This is a genomic window from Pseudomonadota bacterium (genome assembly GCA_039815145.1).
GTDB lineage: Bacteria > Pseudomonadota > Gammaproteobacteria > Steroidobacterales > JBCBZW01 > JBCBZW01.
Genome location: JBCBZW010000008.1, coordinates 57,144 through 75,068, shown reverse-complemented (window position 1 = coordinate 75,068; position 17,925 = coordinate 57,144). Strand labels below are relative to the sequence as shown.

The window sequence follows — 17,925 nt, the reverse complement described above, 5'->3', positions numbered from 1 at the left end:
TTGCTCTAGTGGGCGGATGAGCGGGAGCCGGGGACGGAGAGTCTCGGGGACTTGATCCAGTTCGGCGACAATCCCGGCTAATTCTCTATCCTTATAAAGACTTATAGGCGCGGCTCGGTTACAATAACCCGGATGTAACGCCTGTTTGCAGGTTAGCGACCAGACATTTGTGACGGAGGTCACATTGGACTGTCGGCCCAGGCTTTAGCGTCCCGGGGTCCTTCGACGGAGCAGGTCGAAGGCACCGTCAGATGCTCGTGCTGGGCCTCGCAAGGAAACCCTGCAGCGGCGAACCCCCGGGGTGAGATTTCCCATCACACCGGGCGGGTTTCCCGCATACCGAGACCGATGCAGCTGTCGAGTCATGGACGACGGAACTGGTGCCCCGTGTGAATGCGCGGTGCCGGCACTACAGGAAAGCACATGAGCACGCATTATCCGGTCGGTGCCCAGCAACGAGTGAGTGCTGGAAACCAACGCCCTCGCATCATCAGCAAGTTCCTGCGTCATTACGTGAACTTGCCGGTGCTGCTGCTGGCGATATTCGAATTCGTCATTCTCTTCGTCGCGGCTGCCATCGCCGTTGCCGCCACGGCCGAGGAGAACGTTGCGCGTCTGCCGCAGCCTTGGTGCGTGTTGTTCGCCACGGTCACCAGCCTCAGTTTCATTTCCATGGGCCTGTATCGGGTGCGCAGCATCCAGCGCACGCTCGGCCTGATCCTGCGCGTGGTGCTGGGTCTGTTCATGGCGGGCCTGGCGCTGGTCATCGTGTTTTACGCGGTCCCGGCGGCATCGGTGCATCCCAAAGCACTGGGTGCAGCGCTGATCACGGCCTTCGGTCTGATCGCGTTGGTGCGGACGGCTTTCTACCGTCTCGCCGGAGAGAATTTGTTCAAGCGACGGGTGCTGGTCTACGGCGCCGGTCGCAAGGCCGCCGGCTTGCTGAGCCTGCCGCAGCGTTACGACATGCGCGGCTTCTACTTGCTGGGTTTCGTGCCGCCTCCCAACCTCGATCGCCAGGTGCAAGATGAGCAGGTCATCGACCTCGAGGCCAGCAGCCTGCTCGACTACGCCCGTGAGCACGACATCGATGAGATCGTGGTGGCGATCGATGATCGCCGTAACGCTTTTCCGGTCCAGGAACTGCTCGACTGCAAGCTGCGCGGGATCAACGTCACCGATGCGATCAGTTTCGTGGAGCGCGAGACGGGCAAGGTGAAGCTCGACCTGCTCTACCCGAGCTGGATGATTTTCTCCGAGGGCTTCAGCCGCAATCTGCTGCACTCCCGCGTGCAGCGCATCTTCGATGTAATCGCGAGCCTCGCGCTGCTGACGATCACCTGGTGGGTGATGCTGATCACGGCCCTCGCCATCTGGGTGGAGAGCGGCTTCAAGCACTCCGTGCTGTACAAGCAAGTGCGCGTCGGCTTCGAGGGCAAGCACTTCGAAGTGATGAAGTTCCGCAGCATGTCGCCGGACGCGGAGAGCGGCGGCAAGGCCGTGTGGGCGATCGAGAACGATAAGCGCGTGACCCGCGTCGGGGCGGTGATCCGCAAGTACCGCATCGACGAGTTGCCGCAGATCTTCAACGTCTTGCGCGGCGATATGAGCTTCGTCGGCCCGCGGCCGGAGCGCCCGAGCTTCGTCGAGGAACTCAGCGCCCTGATCCCCTACTACCGTGAGCGGCACTTCGTGAAGCCGGGCATTACCGGCTGGGCGCAGCTCTGCTACCGCTACGGTTCCTCCACCGAAGATGCGATGGAGAAGCTCCAGTACGACCTGTACTACCTCAAGCACCGCAGCGTGGTCTTCGACCTGATGATCCTGTTGCAGACGGCCGAGGTGGTCCTCCTGCGCCAGGGCGCGCGTTGAGCGCGTGCTCGACAGCTGGGGGGCGCAGCGCCGAGATGCCGCTGATCGCGGCGGGGGCCTGATCAGGTGCAGGCCGCGACCCTAAGCTACTCGCTCGGCGTCATCGCTTTCGCCGCGCTGCTCGGCGTGCTTCTGATGCGTTGGCGTCGGCGCCTCGGCGGCGGCGGACTGGTGCTCGCCTGCATGGCCACGATCGCCTGGTGCGTGGTGGCCGCCTTGCACGCGGCCGATCTCGCCGTGCGTCCCGCCGCGGAGTGGGTGTTCCTGGCCGAGGCGTTGCGCGCCGGTGTGTGGCTGTCGCTGATGTTGACCTTGCTCAATGCGGGGCGCGACGCCGCTGATCGTACGCCCGTCACCGCGCGTGCCCTGGTGACGGCCGTGTGGGTGAGCGCGCCGGTGTTGGTGGGCGTGCAAGCCCTGGTCGGGTCGCCGCTGCCCGATTGGGTCACCCGCACCTACCATCTGTCGGGCCTGGTCATCGCGGCCACCGGTGCCCTGATGGTCGAGCAGCTCTACCGCAACTCCGATGAGGAGGGCCGATGGGCCTACAAGCACCTGTGCTTGGCCCTCGGGGTGGCGTTCGCGGTGGATCTGTACTTCTATGCGGAAGGGTTGCTCCTGCAGCGGCTCAGCGGCGAACTGTGGTCGGCGCGCGGCGCCGTATGGGCGATGACCGTGCCTTTGCTCGCCATCTCCGCCTCGCGCTTCCCGGATGGCCGGTCAACGCTGCGCATCTCTCGCCGCCTGGCGTTCTACTCCACCAGCATGGCGGCCGTTGGCGCCTACCTGTTGGCGATGGCCGCCGGTGGATACTACGTGCGCTCGATCGGTGGCAGCTGGGGCGCGATGGCGCAGGTGGTGTTCCTGGTCGGTGCCGTGCTCGTGCTCGCCGTCACCCTGTTCTCCGGGCAGGCGCGGGCCAAGGTGCGGGTGTTTCTGAACAAGCACTTCTACACCTACAAGTTCGACTATCGGGAAGAGTGGCTGCGGGTGATTCGCAGCCTCTTCGTGCCCGATGCTGATGACACGACGCCGCTACCGGCGCGAGCCCTGAAAGCCGTGGCAGAGATCATGGACAGCCCGAACGCGGGGCTGTGGGTACGCGACGATGCCAACAGCGATTACGAGCCGGCCGGCGGTGATTTCGCCGGTCGCGATTCGCCGGCGATCCCCGCCGACTCCTCCCTGGTCCGCTTCCTCAAGGAGCAGGAGTGGATCATCGACCTGGGCGATGTGCAGTCCCGGGATCCGCGCTACGGCGAGTTGGAACTACCGCAGTGGCTGGTGGACGAGAAGCGCGCCTGGTTGGTGCTGCCGCTCCTTCACGGCAGTAATCTCCTCGGCATCGTGGTGCTGGCCAACCCGCGGGCGGCCCACGCCCTCACCTGGGAGGACATCGACCTGCTGAAGACGGTGGGCCGGCAGGTGGCGGGGGTGCTCGCGGAGCACGCATCGGCGCGGCGGGTCGCTGAGGCAAGCCAGTTCGACGCCTACAACCGGCTCTCCGCGTTCATCATGCACGACCTGAAGAATCTGATCGCCCAGCAGTCCTTGGTCGTCGGCAATGCCGCCCGACACAAGGACAACCCGGCCTTCGTCGAGGACGCCATCCAGACCGTGGACAACTCGGTTAAGCGAATGGCTCGCCTGCTGGAGCAGCTGCAGTCCGGCCGGGTCAGCTCGACGGCCGCCCGCGTGAGTCTGGCAGACTTATGTCGCAAGGTAGCCGCCGATTGTTCTCGTAACGTACTTCCGGTCACCGTAGAGGTGGCTGACGAGGGGCTCTTCGTGGAGGCGGCCCGCGAGCAATTCGCCCTGGTACTCAGCCACATCGTGCGCAATGCACAGGAGGCGAGCAGCGCCGACAGTGAGGTGGTGATCCGGGTGCATCGCGATGGTGCAACGGATCGCGGCGTGATCCAGGTCACGGACACGGGTAGCGGAATGGATGATCGTTTTATTCGAGAGCGCCTGTTCAAGCCCTTCGATACAACAAAAGGAAACAAGGGCATGGGCATCGGCGCCTACCAAGCGCGCGAGTTCGTGCGCGCTGCCGGTGGCGACGTGCACGTTCACAGCCAACCCGGCCAGGGAACCCGCTTTGTTATCAGTCTTCCGCTGCTGCCGGTGGCGGAGGATTCTGTCGATCACGTCGAGGACGAGGGTATGGCTGCGCAAGCGGCGGCCTCGCGTACGGAGGCGGTTGGGTGAGTAAGAAGCAGCCACTACTGGTGGTTGAGGACGATGCCGGGCTGCAGAAGCAGCTCAAGTGGTGTTTCGACGACTACGAGGTGCTGATCGCCGGCGATCGCCAGGCGGCCATCGCCGAGCTGCGTCGTGCGGAGCCGCCCGTGGTGCTGCAGGACCTGGGTCTGCCGCCGGATGCGGACGGTGTCACCGAGGGGCTCAAGACCTTGGAAGAGGTGCTCGCCCTCGCCCCCCACACCAAGGTCATCGTGGTGACCGGTAACGGCGATCGTGAGCGCGCCGTGCAAGCGGTCTCCCTGGGCGCCTACGACTTCTACCACAAGCCGCTCGACACCGATGTGCTGAAGCTCATCGTCGATCGCGCCTTTTACCTGCACGAGCTCGAGGACCACAACCGTCGTCTCATGGCCTCGCAGGCCAGCTCGCCCCTGGAGGGGGTGATCGCGAGCAGCGATCAGATGATGAAGGTCTGCCGCCTGATCGAGAAGGTGGCGCCGACCGTGGCGACCACGCTGCTGCTCGGCGAGAGCGGCACCGGCAAGGAAGTGCTCGCCCGCGCGGTGCACGCGCTAAGCCCGCGGGCGAAGAAGAAGTTCATCGCCATCAACTGCGCGGCCATCCCCGAGAACCTCCTCGAGAGCGAGCTGTTCGGTTACGAGAAGGGCGCGTTTACCGGGGCCACCAAGCAGACCCCGGGCAAGATCGAGTACGCCGATGGCGGCACCCTGTTCCTCGATGAGATCGGCGACATGCCGATGTCGCTGCAGGCCAAGCTCCTGCGTTTCCTCCAGGAGCGCGTGGTGGAGCGTGTGGGCGGACGCGAGGAGATCCCCGTGGATGTGCGCGTCGTGTGCGCGACCAACCAGCATTTGGAGACCGCGATCGCCGAGGGGCGCTTCCGCGAAGACCTCTACTACCGCATCAGTGAGGTGACGGCGGACATTCCGCCGCTACGTGAACGCGACCAGGACGCAATCGTGCTGGCGCGGGCCTTCCTGTCGCGCCTGAGTGCGAAGCACGGGCGCAACATCCGCGGGTACGCGAGCGACGCGGTGTGGGCGATCGACGCCTACGGCTGGCCGGGCAACGTGCGCGAGCTGGAGAACCGGGTGAACCGCGCGGTCATCATGGCCGATGGCAAGCAGATCACGGCCCTGGATCTGGGGCTGGAAGATGTTGAGCCGGTGGAGCGGGATCAGTTTAATCTGCGCGCCGTTCGCCAGCAGGCTGAGCGCCAGGCACTGCAGCGTGGCCTGGCCATGACCGACGGCAACATCTCGAAGGCGGCGGAGTTGCTGGGCGTGACGCGGCCGACCTTCTACGACCTCATGCAAAAACACGCCCTGGGCAACGGATCGGCTAAAGCGGAATGAAGGGAGAGCAGATGATGATCACGCAGAGGGTGCGCCACGCAGGTGTGGCGATCGCCGCCCTGACGCTCCTGGCGAGCTGCGGCGGTGAAGTCCCCACGCCGGAGTTGATCTCGCGCGCGGTCGCCGCGAGCGAAGAGGGTCGCTATCGCGAAGCGATCATCGATCTGCGCAACGCCGTCGCGAATGACCCGAACAACGCCGAGGCCCGCTTCGAGCTCGGGTCGGCCGCCCTGCAACTCGGCGACGCGGCGACGGCTGAGAAGGAGCTGCGCCGCGCCCGCGAACTCGGCTACGACGCCGAGCCCACGATCGCGAAGATGGCAGCGGCGCTGATCCAGCTAGGTCGTCCGCGCGAGGCCTTGGCGGAGCTTGCGAATGCCGAGGAGCAGGACGCTGAAATTCTCGGCCTGGCGGGCTTGGCCCTCGAGACCAACAACGATGGTAACGGGGCGCTCCGCGCGTACCAGGAAGCGCTCAAGCTCGACGGCAACGAGGAACGCGCGCTGCTCGGCCTCGCGCGCTCTGCCCTCGCCAAGGGCGATCGCGTGGTGGCTGAGGAGACCTTCGCCAAGGCCGTTGCGGCCCACGGCGATTCGCCCCGTGTGCGCTTGGACTATGGGCGTTACCTCTACTCGCGCGGGCGTGTCGCCGACGCCGTCGCCGAATATCAGAAGGGCCTGGCCCAACCCCTGGCCCAACAGCGCCTGCCCGTGAGCTGGGATCTGCACATCTCGATGGCCGAAGCGCAGCTCGCCGTCGGTGATCTCGAGGGCGCTGCCGAGTCCATCGAGACCTTGAACGGCCTGCAGCCCGATCACGTGTTGGTGAAGTACTTGCGCGCGCGCATCGCCTTCGAGCGTAAGGATCTAGCCCTTGCCAGCGAGTTGGCCGCCCGGGTGGTGGTGGAAGCCCCCCAATTCGACGCGGCCCAGATGCTGCAGGCGACGATCAATCTCTCTCGCCAGGAGTACACCCAGGCTCGCCTGCTGCTCGAGCGCCTGGCGACGCGCAACCCGAACGACCCTCAGGTGCGCAAGCTCCTGGCGGCGGCGCGAGCGGGCGGTGACAACCGTGGCCCGGAGGGCGACACCACGCCCGGTGAGCTTTCCCAGGATGCGGTCATGTCCCTGCTCGGGTCGGCGAATGCCGAGACCGGCGATTTCGGTTCGGCCGTGGTGCTCTGGGAGCGGGTGCTGAAGGAGAACCCGGGCGATGAAGAGACGCGCTTGGAGCTGAGCACCGCCTACATGCTCGGCCAGCGCCTCGATGAGGCGCGGACCTTGCTCGCCGAGGGCCAGTGGAGCTCGCCTGAAAACGAGGAGCGCGCGGCCGTGCTGGACAGCCTGGTCACCTTGCGGACCGGCGATCTCGCCGCCGCGCGGACGCAGGCGGCGCAGACCGCAGAACGCTTCCCCGAGTCCGCACCGGCCGTGAGCCTGCAGGGCCTGATCGAAATGCGTCAGGACACGGCGTCGGCCTCGCGCTTTTTCCGTCGTGCCCTGGAGTTGGATCCTGGCCACACCAGCTCGATGATCAATCTATCGAGCATCGCTGTGGTCAACGGTGACATCGATCGGGCGACCGCATTGCTTCGCTCCTTCGTCGACAACAATCCCGACGATGCCATCGCCCTGGACGCGCTCGCGCGAACGCAGCTCAGGGCGGGGGATGTCGAGGGCGCCATCGCCAACCTCGAGCAGGCGCGCGCCGCGGATCCGAACGCTGTGGCAGCCCGCCTGCAACTCGTCGAGCTGCAGGCCCGCGCCTCGGACTTCGTGAGTGCCGAGCAGGTGGCGCGTGAACTGGTCGCCGTGCGACCCTCCTTGCCGAGTGCCCACAACGCGTTGGGCATCGCGCTGATGGGGCAGGGCAAGATGGACGAGGGCATGGCGAGCCTGCGCACCGCGCTGCGCATCCAACCGTCCTCCGTCGAACCCCTGCGCAACCTCGCGCGGGCCGAGTTCGCCACCAACGACCGCACGCAAGCACAGCAAACGGTCGATCAGCTCCTGCGCTACGCGCCGAACGATGCGGTCGGCCTCGAGCTGGCCACCCGCCTGGCGATCGGCGATGGACGCACGGACGAGGCGGAGTCGCTGCTCGGAAAACTGGTCGCAACGGACCCCGAGGGCACCGCCACCCTGAGCAAGATGCTCGGCGGTGACATCGCTTTGGCCCGTGGGCAGATCGACGAGGCGATCAGCGCCTACGAGTCCGCCTTCGCGCAACGGCAAGCCTCGCCGCTCGTGATGCGCCTGTTCGAAGCCCGCGGCCGTCGCGGCGATGCGAACCCTGACCAGGTGCTGCGCGATTGGCTGGAGGGATCGCCCGCCGATGCGACCGTCCGCATGGCCGCGGCACAGTACTCGCAGCAAGCCGGCGATGTGACGCGCGCCGCCGCGGACTACGAACTGCTGCTCGAGCAGAACGAGAGCAACGTGGTGGCGTGGAACAATCTGGCCTGGGCCTACTCGGAACTGCGTGACCCGCGCGCCCTCGACGCCGCCAAGAACGCCCTCGATCTGGCCAGCGCCAGTCCGACCATCCAGGACACCTACGGTTGGATGCTCATCCTCGATGGTCAATTGGACAACGGCGTGTCTATGTTGCGCGACGCCTGGGAGGCGGCGCCCTCGATCGGCGATATCGGCTACCACCTTGCGGCGGGCCTGGCCCGCGCCGGAGACACGGAAGAAGCACGTACGGTGCTGGCTCGAGCGCTCGAGACCGGGGGAGAGTTCTCCACCCGGAGCGAGGCTGAGCAGTTGATGGGAGAGCTGTAATGGAAGCGCGAAGGGAGCTTTCGATGATGATTCACACGACGCGATGGCTGGCACGTGCCGGCTTGGCACTTACGCTGGCGCTAGTGGTTGGCTGCGCGAGCACCACGGGGACGCAGCCGACCGCCGCCATTCCTGCGGCCGGAGACGGCGCTGAGTACATTATCGGCCCCGGCGACTCGCTCAGCATCTTCGTGTGGCGCAACCCGGACCTGTCGGTGGATGTGCCCGTTCGTCCGGACGGCCGTATCTCCTCACCGTTGGTGGAGGACATGGTGGCCGCCGGCAAGACGCCGACCCAGCTGTCTCAGGACATCGAGTCGGTGCTTGGTGAATATATCCGTACGCCCAACGTGACCGTTATCGTGGGGGGCTTCGTCGGCACCTTCGGTGAGCAGATCCGCGTGGTCGGCCAGGCGGCGCAGCCGCAGGCGCTCGCTTACCGCGATCGCATGACCGTGCTCGACGCAATGATCGAAGTGGGTGGACTCACGCCGGAAGCCGCGGGCAACCGCGCCAAGCTGGTGCGCTACGTCAACGGCGAGCAGCAGGAGTACCCCGTGCGCCTGCACGATCTCCTGAACAAGGGTCGCATCGAGGCCAACGTGCCCCTGCGCCCCGGGGATGTGTTGATCATTCCCGAATCGGTGTTTTGACCAGTCTCCGGTGAAGCCGGGTGCGCGATGGGCCTGAAGGGCCTCATCGCGCAGGAGCTTGAAGCAAGATGAACGAACTCTTCACGCAGATCATTGAGCAGGTCAGAGGCGTCTGGCGCTTTCGCTGGCGGGCGCTGGTGCTCGCTTGGCTGGTCGCCGTCTTTGGTTGGACCTACGTCTATACGATCCCGGATTTCTACCGAGTGGATACCCGTGTGGCTATCGACACGGAGTCTGCCCTGCGCGAGTTGATGGAAGGGCGCGTGGTCTCCACCAACGTGATGAGCGAGGTGGAGTTGATGTCGCAGGCGTTGCTCAGCCGCCCGCGGCTAGAGGCGGTGACGCGAGAGACCGATCTCGATCTGCGCGCCAGCACGCCGCGGCAGTACGAGAGTCTCCTGGACTCGCTCCGTCGCAACATCCGCTTAACGCGCGAGAGAAGCAACAGCGGCAACGCCATCTTCAATCTGAGCTTCACCGACACGGACCCCCGCATGACCTACGAGGTGGTGTCTAAGTTACTCGAATCCTTCGTTAGCGAGACGGTGGATGTGGACCGGCGCGGGCGCGAGGAGGCCCTCGAGTTTCTGGAGCAGCAGTTGAGCGTCTACGAGCAGGAGCTCAACGACGCGGAGAATGCGCTGGCGGAGTTCCAACGGGCGAACGTCGGCCGCGTGCCGGGTGAAGAGGGCGATTACTACGCGCGCCTGGAGGGTGCGATCTCTCTGCAGAATCGTTTGGATGCTGCCCTTCGCGTGGCTCGCGACAAGCGCAATCTCCTGCAGCAGCGGATCGCCGGTGAAGAGGCGGTGTTCGGCATTGCGCCGGGGCCGAGCAGCAGCGTCGCCACGTCGGTGGACGCACAAGTTGTGGATGTGGAACAGCAGCTTCAAGACTTGCAGCTGCGCTTCACGGAGAAGCACCCCGACGTGTTGGCCGCCCAGGCTCGCCTCGAGCAGCTCTACGCGCGTCAGGACGAGGAGCGCGCCGTCGCCGCCGGTGCCCTGCCCGACACGGGTGATACGGATCTGGCGCTCAATCCCGTTTACCAGGAAATGCGTATCCAGCTGACCACGGCGGAGCTGGACGTGGCGAGCCTCGAGGCGCAGCTGCGACAGCAACAGGCCACGGTGACGGGCCTTCGCGAGGCAGTCGACACGCTGCCCGTGGTGGAGGCTGAGTACAAGCGCCTGACCCGTGACCTCAGCACGATCCGGGCGAACTACGAGGACTACAAGCAGCGCGTAGAGGCCGCACGCACCACGCTGATTTTGGAGAGTCGCGGAGACGATGTGCAGTTCCGCGTGCTGGAGCCGCCCAAGTCGCCGATTACGCCCGATGGGCCCAACCGAGTGCTGCTGCTGACGGTGGTGCTGATGGGCGCGCTTGGTGCGGGCGCCGGCTTGGCCTTCGTCTACCACCAGCTAAATCCCATCTTCAGCAACCGCAACTCCCTGTCGACGATCACCGAGCTGCCGGTCATCGGTAGCGTGAGTTTGATCGAGACGCCCGCCGAGCGTTTCCGCCTGCACACGCAGACGGCGCTGTACGGGGTCGGGTTGGCCACCTTGGTGATCGCTTGGGTCGGTTCCGTCATGTTCAATGAGAAGGGCGTGGCCTTGGCCTCGCGCCTGATGGCGGGGGCGGGGCTATGAGTATCGTCGAGAAGGCCATGAAAAAGCGGCGCGCTCAGAGCGAGCGGGCCGCCGATGCCAACACCAAGGCGCAGGGTGAGGAGCTCGAGCGCGACGGATCTCGCCTGATCGATGCGGCCGGCGAGTCGGCGCACGGCTTGGTCGAGTTCGCCGAGGAGACCGGCGAGGAGATGGACGCGGCGGCGGCGCCGATCGCGGCCGACGAGGATGAGGTGCTGAGCCCGAGCGGGTCGTCCGTGGAAGACACCGCGAGCGGCGACGGTGGCCGCTCCCAGATCCAAGCTGGCGATGCACGGGCCCCGGAGGGCACACGCACGCCCCGCCGCAGCAACGTACCGCGCCTGGACCTGCCCATCGCAGCCCTGCGCGAAAGTGGGTTGATGCCCGACGAGCGGGAGACGCGGCGGATCGAAGATCAGTACCGCCGTATCAAGCGACCGCTGCTGGCGAACGCCTTCGGTATCAACGTGCCGCGCCTCGAAAATGGCAACCTGATCATGGTGGCCAGCTCCCTACCCGGCGAGGGCAAGAGCTTCACCAGCTTCAACCTGGCCATGAGTATCGCGCACGAGCTCGATCGCACGGTGCTGCTGGTGGATGCCGATGTGGCCAAGCCACACATCTCCCGTGCCTTGCAGATGCAGGACCAGCCGGGCCTGATCGATTTGATCAGCGATCCAACCATCGACCTGCAAGATGTCATCCTGCCCACGAGCATGGACAGCATGCGTTTTCTACCCGCCGGGCCGATCCATCGCCATTCGACGGAGCTCCTGGCGAGTACGCGCACGGCGCAGCTGGTGGAAGAGCTCGGGCAGCGCTACCCCGACCGCGTGATCGTGTTCGATACGCCGCCGTTGATCCCCACCACGGAGGCCCAGGCGATGGCGCACCTCATGGGACAGATCGTGGTGGTGGTGCACGCAGGTCACACGCCGCAGAACGCCGTGATGCAGGCGCTGGAGACGATCGAGGGCACGGGCGAGATCAGCCTCGTGCTGAACAAGACGCGCACCGCCTGGGGCGATGAGTACGGCAGCAGCTACGGTTACTACGGAAAGTACGGTTATGGCAGTGACTAGGACGAGCGCCCGGGCGCGCATACGGCTCGTGCGCCGCTCGCACTTGCGCAGTGGTGCCGTGCTTGCGGCCGCTGGACTCGGGGTCGCCGTGACGGCCGCGGCGGAGTGGACCTTCGAGCCCGCGGCGGAGCTGCGCACGGTCGCTACCGACAACGTCCAATTGCAGGGCGACGGTGAGGAGCAATCCGATCTGGTAGGTGTGCTCAACCCGAGTTTCTCCCTGCGCCGCGAGGACGACACGCTCAACATCGGCCTCGACTACAGCCTCGAGGCCGTGGGTTACCTGGAGACGGACGGTGCCAATCAGATCTTTCAGCAGATCAACGGTGGCCTGGATGCCTCCCTGCTAGGTGATCATCTGCTGATCAACCTCGGGGGGGCACTGTTCCAGCAGGTAGCGGACCCCTCGAACCCGTTCATCAACAACAACGTGGCGGTGACCGGCAACCGAACCGATACGGTCAACCTGGACGGCACCGTCACCTGGCAGCAGTCCTTCGGCGATTTCGCTGATTTCTCCGTGTCACACTCGGAGTCGCGCTTCGATTTCGACCTGCCCCAGCTGATCGATACCGATGCGTCGTCGAGCAACTTCCGCCTGGCCAATCCCGAATCCGGACAAGGGATCACGTGGTCACTCACCGGTAGTCTGGATCGCATCGAGTTCAGCAACGATATCCCCGAGGCAGAGTTCTCGACCCTCCTCGCGGAGGTCGGTTACTGGGCCACGCCGAACCTGCGCGCGTTCGTCAACAGTGGCGTCGAGAGCGACTTCCTCGAGCACCGCAGCGAGATCGACTACGACACCTTCATCTGGACGGCCGGTTTCGACTGGAGCGTCGCCGACCGCGATCAGTTGACCGTGAGCTACGGTCGTCGCGTCTTCGGCGGCAACTTCAACTTCAGCTGGCTCCACCGCCTGGGTGAGAAGCTTGAGGTGAGCGTCGACTACCAGGAGTCGCCGTCGACCAACCCGCAGAGTGCCCGTTTGCAAATTCGCTCCTTCGCCGATCGCGAGAGCCTGGAAGCGCTGAGCAATCTGGTGGGCCTGGATCGCCCGAGCAGCGCCGACTCCTTCGTCCGTCGCCGCCTCACCGCGGGAATCCGTGCCGACGGCAATCGCCTGGATTTCGGCGTCAGCGCCTACTACGAGCGACGCACGGATCGAGTAAACCCTCTGGGCCTCGAGCTCGACGTGGACGACGAGGAAGCGGAAGGCGGGCGCGCCTACGTCCGGTGGGACGTCGGCGTGCGCACGCAACTCAACGCGGATATCAACTGGGAGCAGGCGCAGTTCCTCGGGGCCGGGGAAGTGGAGCGCTTCACCACCGCGCTCGGCGTGGACTACTCGCTGGGTAGCAACACGGATATCACCTTCGAGTACCGCTACTTCGACGGTGGGTCCCCCACCCAGGGCTTTATCGAGAACCGCCTGACGCTCACCCTAGGGCGGCGCTTCCAGTGATCGGCGGCGCCTCGCCAATCCTCATCGCTGGGGCACGACGCCCCGGTGGTCTGCACCAAGCCTGGTGTCCGCGAGCACGCGGGCCCAGCAGGTAAGAGCAACACCGCACCATGTACACGGAACACTACGGCTTCTCTGCCAAGCCGTTCGCCCTCACGCCTGACCTGCGCTTCTTCTTCCCGAGTGCGGGCCACCAGCGCGCGATGTCCTATCTGCGCTATGGCCTGGAGCAGGGCGAGGGGTTCGTGGTGATCACGGGGCACGTGGGCACGGGCAAGACCCTTCTCATCCAAACCCTGTTGAACGAGCTCAGCACGCAGGACATCGCCTTCGCACGCATCGCCACGGCCAACCTCTCCGCCGAACGGGTGCCTGCGGTGGTGGCCTCCGCCCTCGGCCTGTCCTTCGAGGGCAAGAGTAAGGAGGCGCTGCTGCGCTCGCTCGAGCGTGCCCTCGTGAAGGCACGCAAGAAGCTCGAACACGTGCTGCTGATCGTGGACGAAGCGCAGACCCTGCAGCGAGACGTGCTCGAGGAGTTTCGTATCCTGAGCAACCTCGAGGTGGGCGGTAAGGCGCTGCTGCAGGTGTTCCTGATCGGCCAGACCGAGCTGCAGCTCGGCCTGCGTAAGCGCAACATGCGCCAGCTTCGCCAGCGTATCGTCGCGTCCTACCACCTGCAGCCGCTCAGCGCCGAGGACACGCGCGACTACATCGAGTATCGCCTGAATGCCTGCGAGTGGGACGGCCTGCCGACGATCACCGACGATGCCTACGACAAGGTCCACGAGGTCACCGAGGGAGTGCCTCGAAAGATCAATATCCTGATGGACCGCATCCTGCTGTTCGGGTCGCTGGAGGACGTCGATGCCTTCGACAGCTCCCACGTCACGGCGGTGATGAACGAGCTGCAGAGTGAGCTCGCGGGTGACCTTGCGGAGATCGAGGACGAGCCCGACGACATCAACGATGGTCTCGCCGGCAGCGACGAGGAGCGCCGCCCGTCGCGCCTGGAGTCACGCCTGCGTGCCCTGGAGCAGAAGCTCGACAAGCTCAATGCTCACGGCAGCGGCAAGTAGCAAGCGTAGGAGGTCAGTGTGAGTACGCCTAGCAGCCTCGCTAGCCCAGAGCCCCTTGAGCCCCTGGCCACCAAGGGGCCCACCACGCCCAACCAATGGGTCAGCGTGGCCGATGCCTACGCGAGTGAATCGCCAGTCAACGCCATGTCCGTGGACGTGGAAGACTACTTTCAGGTATCCGCCTTCGAGCAGCAGGTGGCCCGTGGTCAATGGGATGACCTGGAGCTGCGCGTCGAGGCGAACGTCGATCGCATCCTGGAACTGTTCGCGCGTCACGATGTGTGCGCGACGTTCTTCACCCTGGGCTGGGTGGCCGAGCGTTGCCCGCAGATGGTGCGACGGATCGTCGAGCAGGGGCATGAGCTGGCCAGCCACGGCTACCAACACACCCGTGTGACGCAGCAAGATGAGCGCGAGTTCCGCCAGGACGTGCTGCGCACGAAGGGCATTCTCGAGGACCTCGGCGGTGCGCCGGTGCTCGGCTACCGCGCCGCGAGCTACTCGATCGGCGCCGACAACCTCTGGGCGCTCGATGTGCTGGAGGAGACGGGGCACCGGTACAGCTCGAGCATCTACCCCATCAAGCACGACCTCTACGGCATGCCGGAGGCGCCGCGCTTTGCCTTTCGTACCCGAGGCGAAGGCGGACTGCTCGAGTTTCCGGTGAGCACGGTCGATCTCGCCGGGCGCCGGCTGCCGTGTGGCGGCGGCGGCTTCTTTCGCCTGTTCCCGTACCAGTTCTCGAAGTACCTCATCCAACGTTTCAATCGCACGACGTCGCAGCCCTCGATCTTCTACTTCCATCCCTGGGAGGTGGATCCGGAGCAGCCGCGGATGGCCGGCGCGAGCGCCAAGAGCAAGTTCCGCCACTATCTCAATCTCAATCGGATGGAGGCGCGCCTGGAGCGCCTGGCCGACGACTTCGTGTGGGCACCGCTGCGCGATGTGTACCGCATCGACTATTAGGGGTTGGCGAGGATGAGCCTTATCGACGACGAGCACTCAGCCCCGATCGTTGCCGCGCCTGAGGGGGCGCAAGCGGACGATCGACGCGAACCCGTACAGGTGCGGGCGTTCACCCGCGAGGATGCAGCGCGGTGGGATCGCTTCGTGGAGGCGGACTGTGCGGAGGCGACCTTCTTCCACCTGAGCGGCTGGGAGCGTGTGCTGCGCGAGGCTTTCGGCCATCGTTGCCACTACCTGCTCGCCGAACGCAGCGGGAGCATCGTTGGCGTACTGCCGTTGGCGCAGGTGAAGAGCATGCTCTTCGGGCATTCCCTGATCTCCACCCCGTTCTGTGTGTACGGGGGCGTGGCGGCGCTCGATGAGGACGCGGGTCGGGCCCTTACCGAGCGCGCATGCGCGCTTGCCGAGGAACTCGGCGTTGACTACCTCGAGCTGCGCAACCTGCAGCGGCGCAATCCGCAATGGCCCGCGAAGGATCTGTACGTCACCTTCCGACGCGAGATCTCGCAGGACGACGAGGAGAACTTGAAGGCCATCCCCCGCAAGCAGCGGGCGATGGTGCGCAAGGGCATCAAGAAGGGCCTGAGCGCCGCCCAGGATCAAGATGTCTCCGTGCTCTACGAGTGTTACTCCGAGAGCGTGCGAAACCTGGGTACCCCGGTGTTCGGCAAGGCCTACCTCGAGAAGCTACGGGAAGTGTTCGGCGAGAACCGCTGCCGCACGCTCACCGTGCGCAACGGCGATGAGCCTGTCGCGGGCGTCATGAGCTTTTACTTTCGCGATGAGGTGCTGCCCTACTACGGGGGTGGCAAGGCCAGCGCGCGGCATCTCTACGCGAACGACTTCATGTACTGGTCGGTGATGCAGGACGCCGCGAGCAGCGGTGCCGTGCGCGTGTTCGACTACGGGCGCAGCAAGGTGGGCACCGGCTCGCACGACTTCAAGCGCCACTGGGGCTTCGAGCCGACGCCGCTGCACTACGAATACTACCTGGTGCGGGCCAAGGCTATGCCGAATCTCAGCCCCACCAATCCGAAGTATCGGCTGTTCATCGCCGCGTGGAAGCGACTGCCGAACGCCCTGGCGACTCGCCTCGGGCCCTTGCTCGCGCGGTCGCTGGGCTAGGGGCGGGGACTGTGATCAGCGTGCCGGCCAACCTGGCAGCCGACGGCACTCGGCCCTGGCCGCGAGCGCTCGTCTTCCTGTTGCTGGGGCTGGGCCTGCTGATCGGCGGCTTCTTCGACACGGTCGCGGGCATGGTGAACACCTGGTGGCGATCGGACACGTTCGCGCATGGCATCGTCATCTACCCCATCAGCCTGTGGCTCGTATGGCGGGACCGAGATCGCCTGATCGGCTTGCAACCCACGGTGACGCCGCTGGCGGTGGCACCCTTTGCCCTGCTGGTGGTGGCCTGGTGGCTGGGCCGCCTGGCGGATGCGCAGGTGGTGCAAGAGGGCGCCCTGGTCGGCATGGTCGCTGCCCTCGTGTGGTTGTTTCTGGGTACGGAGTTCGTCAAGCGCTTCTGGTTCGCCCTCACCTTCACGCTCTTCGCGGTGCCCTTCGGCGAGGGACTCATCCCGCTGCTCATGGAGTACACCGCCACCTTCACGGTCGGCGCCGTAAAGCTGGTGGGGATCCCGATCTTTCGCGACGGCATGATGTTTTCGCTGCCGAGTGGCGACTTCCAAGTGGCTAAGGCGTGCAGTGGCATACGCTACCTTATCGCCTCGACCGCCCTCGGCACGCTCTACGCGTATCTCACCTACGTGCGGCCCTGGCGGCGCCTCGTCTTCGTTGCCGCCGCGATCATCGTGCCGATCATCGCCAACGGCTTTCGTGCCTTCGGCATCGTCATGATCGCGCACTACTCCCAGATGCGTTACGCCGTCGGCTTGGATCACTTGATCTACGGCTGGGTATTCTTCGGCGTCGTCGTCTTCCTGCTCTTTTGGGTAGGCGCGTTCTTCGCTGAGGCCCCTGCGCAGGGCGCAGACGGCGAGATCGCCGCGGGGCCTGTCGGACCGCAGTCCTTCGCCGACTACGCGACAGCGCGGGGCGTCGCCATGCTCGCCGCCGTCGGCGTGTCGGTGGCGCTCGCCCTCGCAGCGAGTCACGCCCTGACGCCGCCCGCGAGCGGGCCCAGGGCGGCGGCGGCACTACCCATCGGCCAAGGCTCCTGGGAGGGCCCCTTCGAGTCCACGGTGGACTGGACGCCGTATCAGCCGAGCGCCGATCGGGTGTTGCAAGCCACCTATCGACTGGCGGGGGGCGGCACCGAGGTGGAGCTGGCGATCGCCATCTTCGATCCCCTCGGTCGAGCGGGTGATGTCACCAGCGCAGCGAACGCGGTCGCCGAGCGCGGTGTCTGGAATGGTGTCTCCACCACCACGACCTTGGAATTGCCTGGGTCCGCCGCGGCCTCCGTCAACCGATCGATCAAGCGCGGGCCCTCGGGGGAGTACGTGTTCCTCCAGTGGTTCGCGGTCGGCGAGGCGCGTACGCACGCAGACTCGGTCGCTGCGTTCACAGAGCTGCGCAATGCGCTCGCCGGCCGCCATCCGGTCAGTGCGAGCATAGTGGTGGCGGCGCCCCGAGACGTGCCAGACGCTGTGCTGGTCGACTTCATCTCCGCATTCGGCGATGTCATCGGCGACTGCGCCACGCGGGTGGAAGGTCAGGAGGCACTCGATGCGTGCGCGCTCGGATCGCAGTAGTCGCTCAAGCCGTACGCTGGCTCACGTATCGTCGGTGCGTGGCGGGCCCGCCCATGGTTCAAGCCCTCGGCCATC

At 65.6% G+C, this 17,925-nt stretch carries 12 protein-coding genes; all 12 read left to right on the top strand.

The features are described from left to right. The first annotated feature begins 423 nt into the window (after nucleotides 1-423). The 12 genes from AAF184_04235 to xrtA all read left to right on the top strand — a co-directional run bounded on the left by AAF184_04235 (nucleotide 424) and on the right by xrtA (nucleotide 17,850). Nucleotides 424-1,872, top strand: coding sequence for a TIGR03013 family XrtA/PEP-CTERM system glycosyltransferase (locus tag AAF184_04235; GenBank protein ID MEO0421520.1), 1,449 nt, complete (start codon nucleotides 424-426; stop codon nucleotides 1,870-1,872). Between the two features lie 66 nt (nucleotides 1,873-1,938). Continuing rightward, nucleotides 1,939-4,083, top strand: coding sequence for an XrtA/PEP-CTERM system histidine kinase PrsK (gene prsK / locus AAF184_04230; GenBank protein MEO0421519.1), 2,145 nt, complete (start codon nucleotides 1,939-1,941; stop codon nucleotides 4,081-4,083). Next, nucleotides 4,080-5,453 (top strand): PEP-CTERM-box response regulator transcription factor, encoded by a 1,374-nt coding sequence (gene prsR / locus AAF184_04225; protein MEO0421518.1) that lies wholly within the window; start codon nucleotides 4,080-4,082, stop codon nucleotides 5,451-5,453. Before prsK ends, prsR begins: the two co-directional genes overlap by 4 nt. Nucleotides 5,454-5,467: 14 nt before the next feature. Beyond that, on the top strand, nucleotides 5,468-8,236 hold the full coding sequence (locus tag AAF184_04220; protein MEO0421517.1) for a tetratricopeptide repeat protein: 2,769 nt from the start codon (nucleotides 5,468-5,470) through the stop codon (nucleotides 8,234-8,236). A 23-nt stretch (nucleotides 8,237-8,259) separates the two neighbouring features. Then, nucleotides 8,260-8,889, top strand: a complete 630-nt coding sequence (locus tag AAF184_04215) for an XrtA/PEP-CTERM system exopolysaccharide export protein (protein MEO0421516.1) — start codon at nucleotides 8,260-8,262, stop codon at nucleotides 8,887-8,889. 68 nt (nucleotides 8,890-8,957) lie between these two features. Next, the gene (locus AAF184_04210) at nucleotides 8,958-10,544 is read left to right on the top strand and encodes an XrtA system polysaccharide chain length determinant (GenBank protein ID MEO0421515.1); all 1,587 of its coding nucleotides are present in this window, start codon (nucleotides 8,958-8,960) and stop codon (nucleotides 10,542-10,544) included. 17 nt (nucleotides 10,545-10,561) lie between these two features. After that, on the top strand, nucleotides 10,562-11,626 hold the full coding sequence (locus AAF184_04205; GenBank protein MEO0421514.1) for an XrtA-associated tyrosine autokinase: 1,065 nt from the start codon (nucleotides 10,562-10,564) through the stop codon (nucleotides 11,624-11,626). Further along, nucleotides 11,613-13,091 (top strand): TIGR03016 family PEP-CTERM system-associated outer membrane protein, encoded by a 1,479-nt coding sequence (locus AAF184_04200; protein ID MEO0421513.1) that lies wholly within the window; start codon nucleotides 11,613-11,615, stop codon nucleotides 13,089-13,091. The genes AAF184_04205 and AAF184_04200 overlap by 14 nt, the downstream gene beginning before the upstream one ends. A gap of 110 nt (nucleotides 13,092-13,201) precedes the next feature. Then, nucleotides 13,202-14,167 (top strand): AAA family ATPase, encoded by a 966-nt coding sequence (locus tag AAF184_04195; GenBank protein ID MEO0421512.1) that lies wholly within the window; start codon nucleotides 13,202-13,204, stop codon nucleotides 14,165-14,167. 144 nt (nucleotides 14,168-14,311) lie between these two features. Further along, complete coding sequence (locus AAF184_04190) at nucleotides 14,312-15,133, top strand: XrtA system polysaccharide deacetylase (protein MEO0421511.1); 822 nt, start codon at nucleotides 14,312-14,314, stop codon at nucleotides 15,131-15,133. Nucleotides 15,134-15,145: 12 nt separating this feature from the next. Beyond that, on the top strand, nucleotides 15,146-16,258 hold the full coding sequence (locus AAF184_04185; protein ID MEO0421510.1) for a FemAB family XrtA/PEP-CTERM system-associated protein: 1,113 nt from the start codon (nucleotides 15,146-15,148) through the stop codon (nucleotides 16,256-16,258). Nucleotides 16,259-16,269: 11 nt separating this feature from the next. Beyond that, nucleotides 16,270-17,850 (top strand): exosortase A, encoded by a 1,581-nt coding sequence (xrtA, locus tag AAF184_04180; protein ID MEO0421509.1) that lies wholly within the window; start codon nucleotides 16,270-16,272, stop codon nucleotides 17,848-17,850. The last annotated feature ends 75 nt before the right edge of the window (nucleotides 17,851-17,925 follow it).

Coding starts and splice junctions, on each gene's coding strand:
- AAF184_04235 (MEO0421520.1), top strand. CDS start 424: ATGAGCACGCATTATCCGGTCGGTGCCCAGCAACGAGTGAGTGCTGGA.
- AAF184_04220 (MEO0421517.1), top strand. CDS start 5,468: ATGATCACGCAGAGGGTGCGCCACGCAGGTGTGGCGATCGCCGCCCTG.
- AAF184_04215 (MEO0421516.1), top strand. CDS start 8,260: ATGATGATTCACACGACGCGATGGCTGGCACGTGCCGGCTTGGCACTT.
- AAF184_04210 (MEO0421515.1), top strand. CDS start 8,958: ATGAACGAACTCTTCACGCAGATCATTGAGCAGGTCAGAGGCGTCTGG.
- AAF184_04205 (MEO0421514.1), top strand. CDS start 10,562: ATGAAAAAGCGGCGCGCTCAGAGCGAGCGGGCCGCCGATGCCAACACC.
- AAF184_04200 (MEO0421513.1), top strand. CDS start 11,613: ATGGCAGTGACTAGGACGAGCGCCCGGGCGCGCATACGGCTCGTGCGC.
- AAF184_04195 (MEO0421512.1), top strand. CDS start 13,202: ATGTACACGGAACACTACGGCTTCTCTGCCAAGCCGTTCGCCCTCACG.
- AAF184_04190 (MEO0421511.1), top strand. CDS start 14,312: ATGTCCGTGGACGTGGAAGACTACTTTCAGGTATCCGCCTTCGAGCAG.
- AAF184_04185 (MEO0421510.1), top strand. CDS start 15,146: ATGAGCCTTATCGACGACGAGCACTCAGCCCCGATCGTTGCCGCGCCT.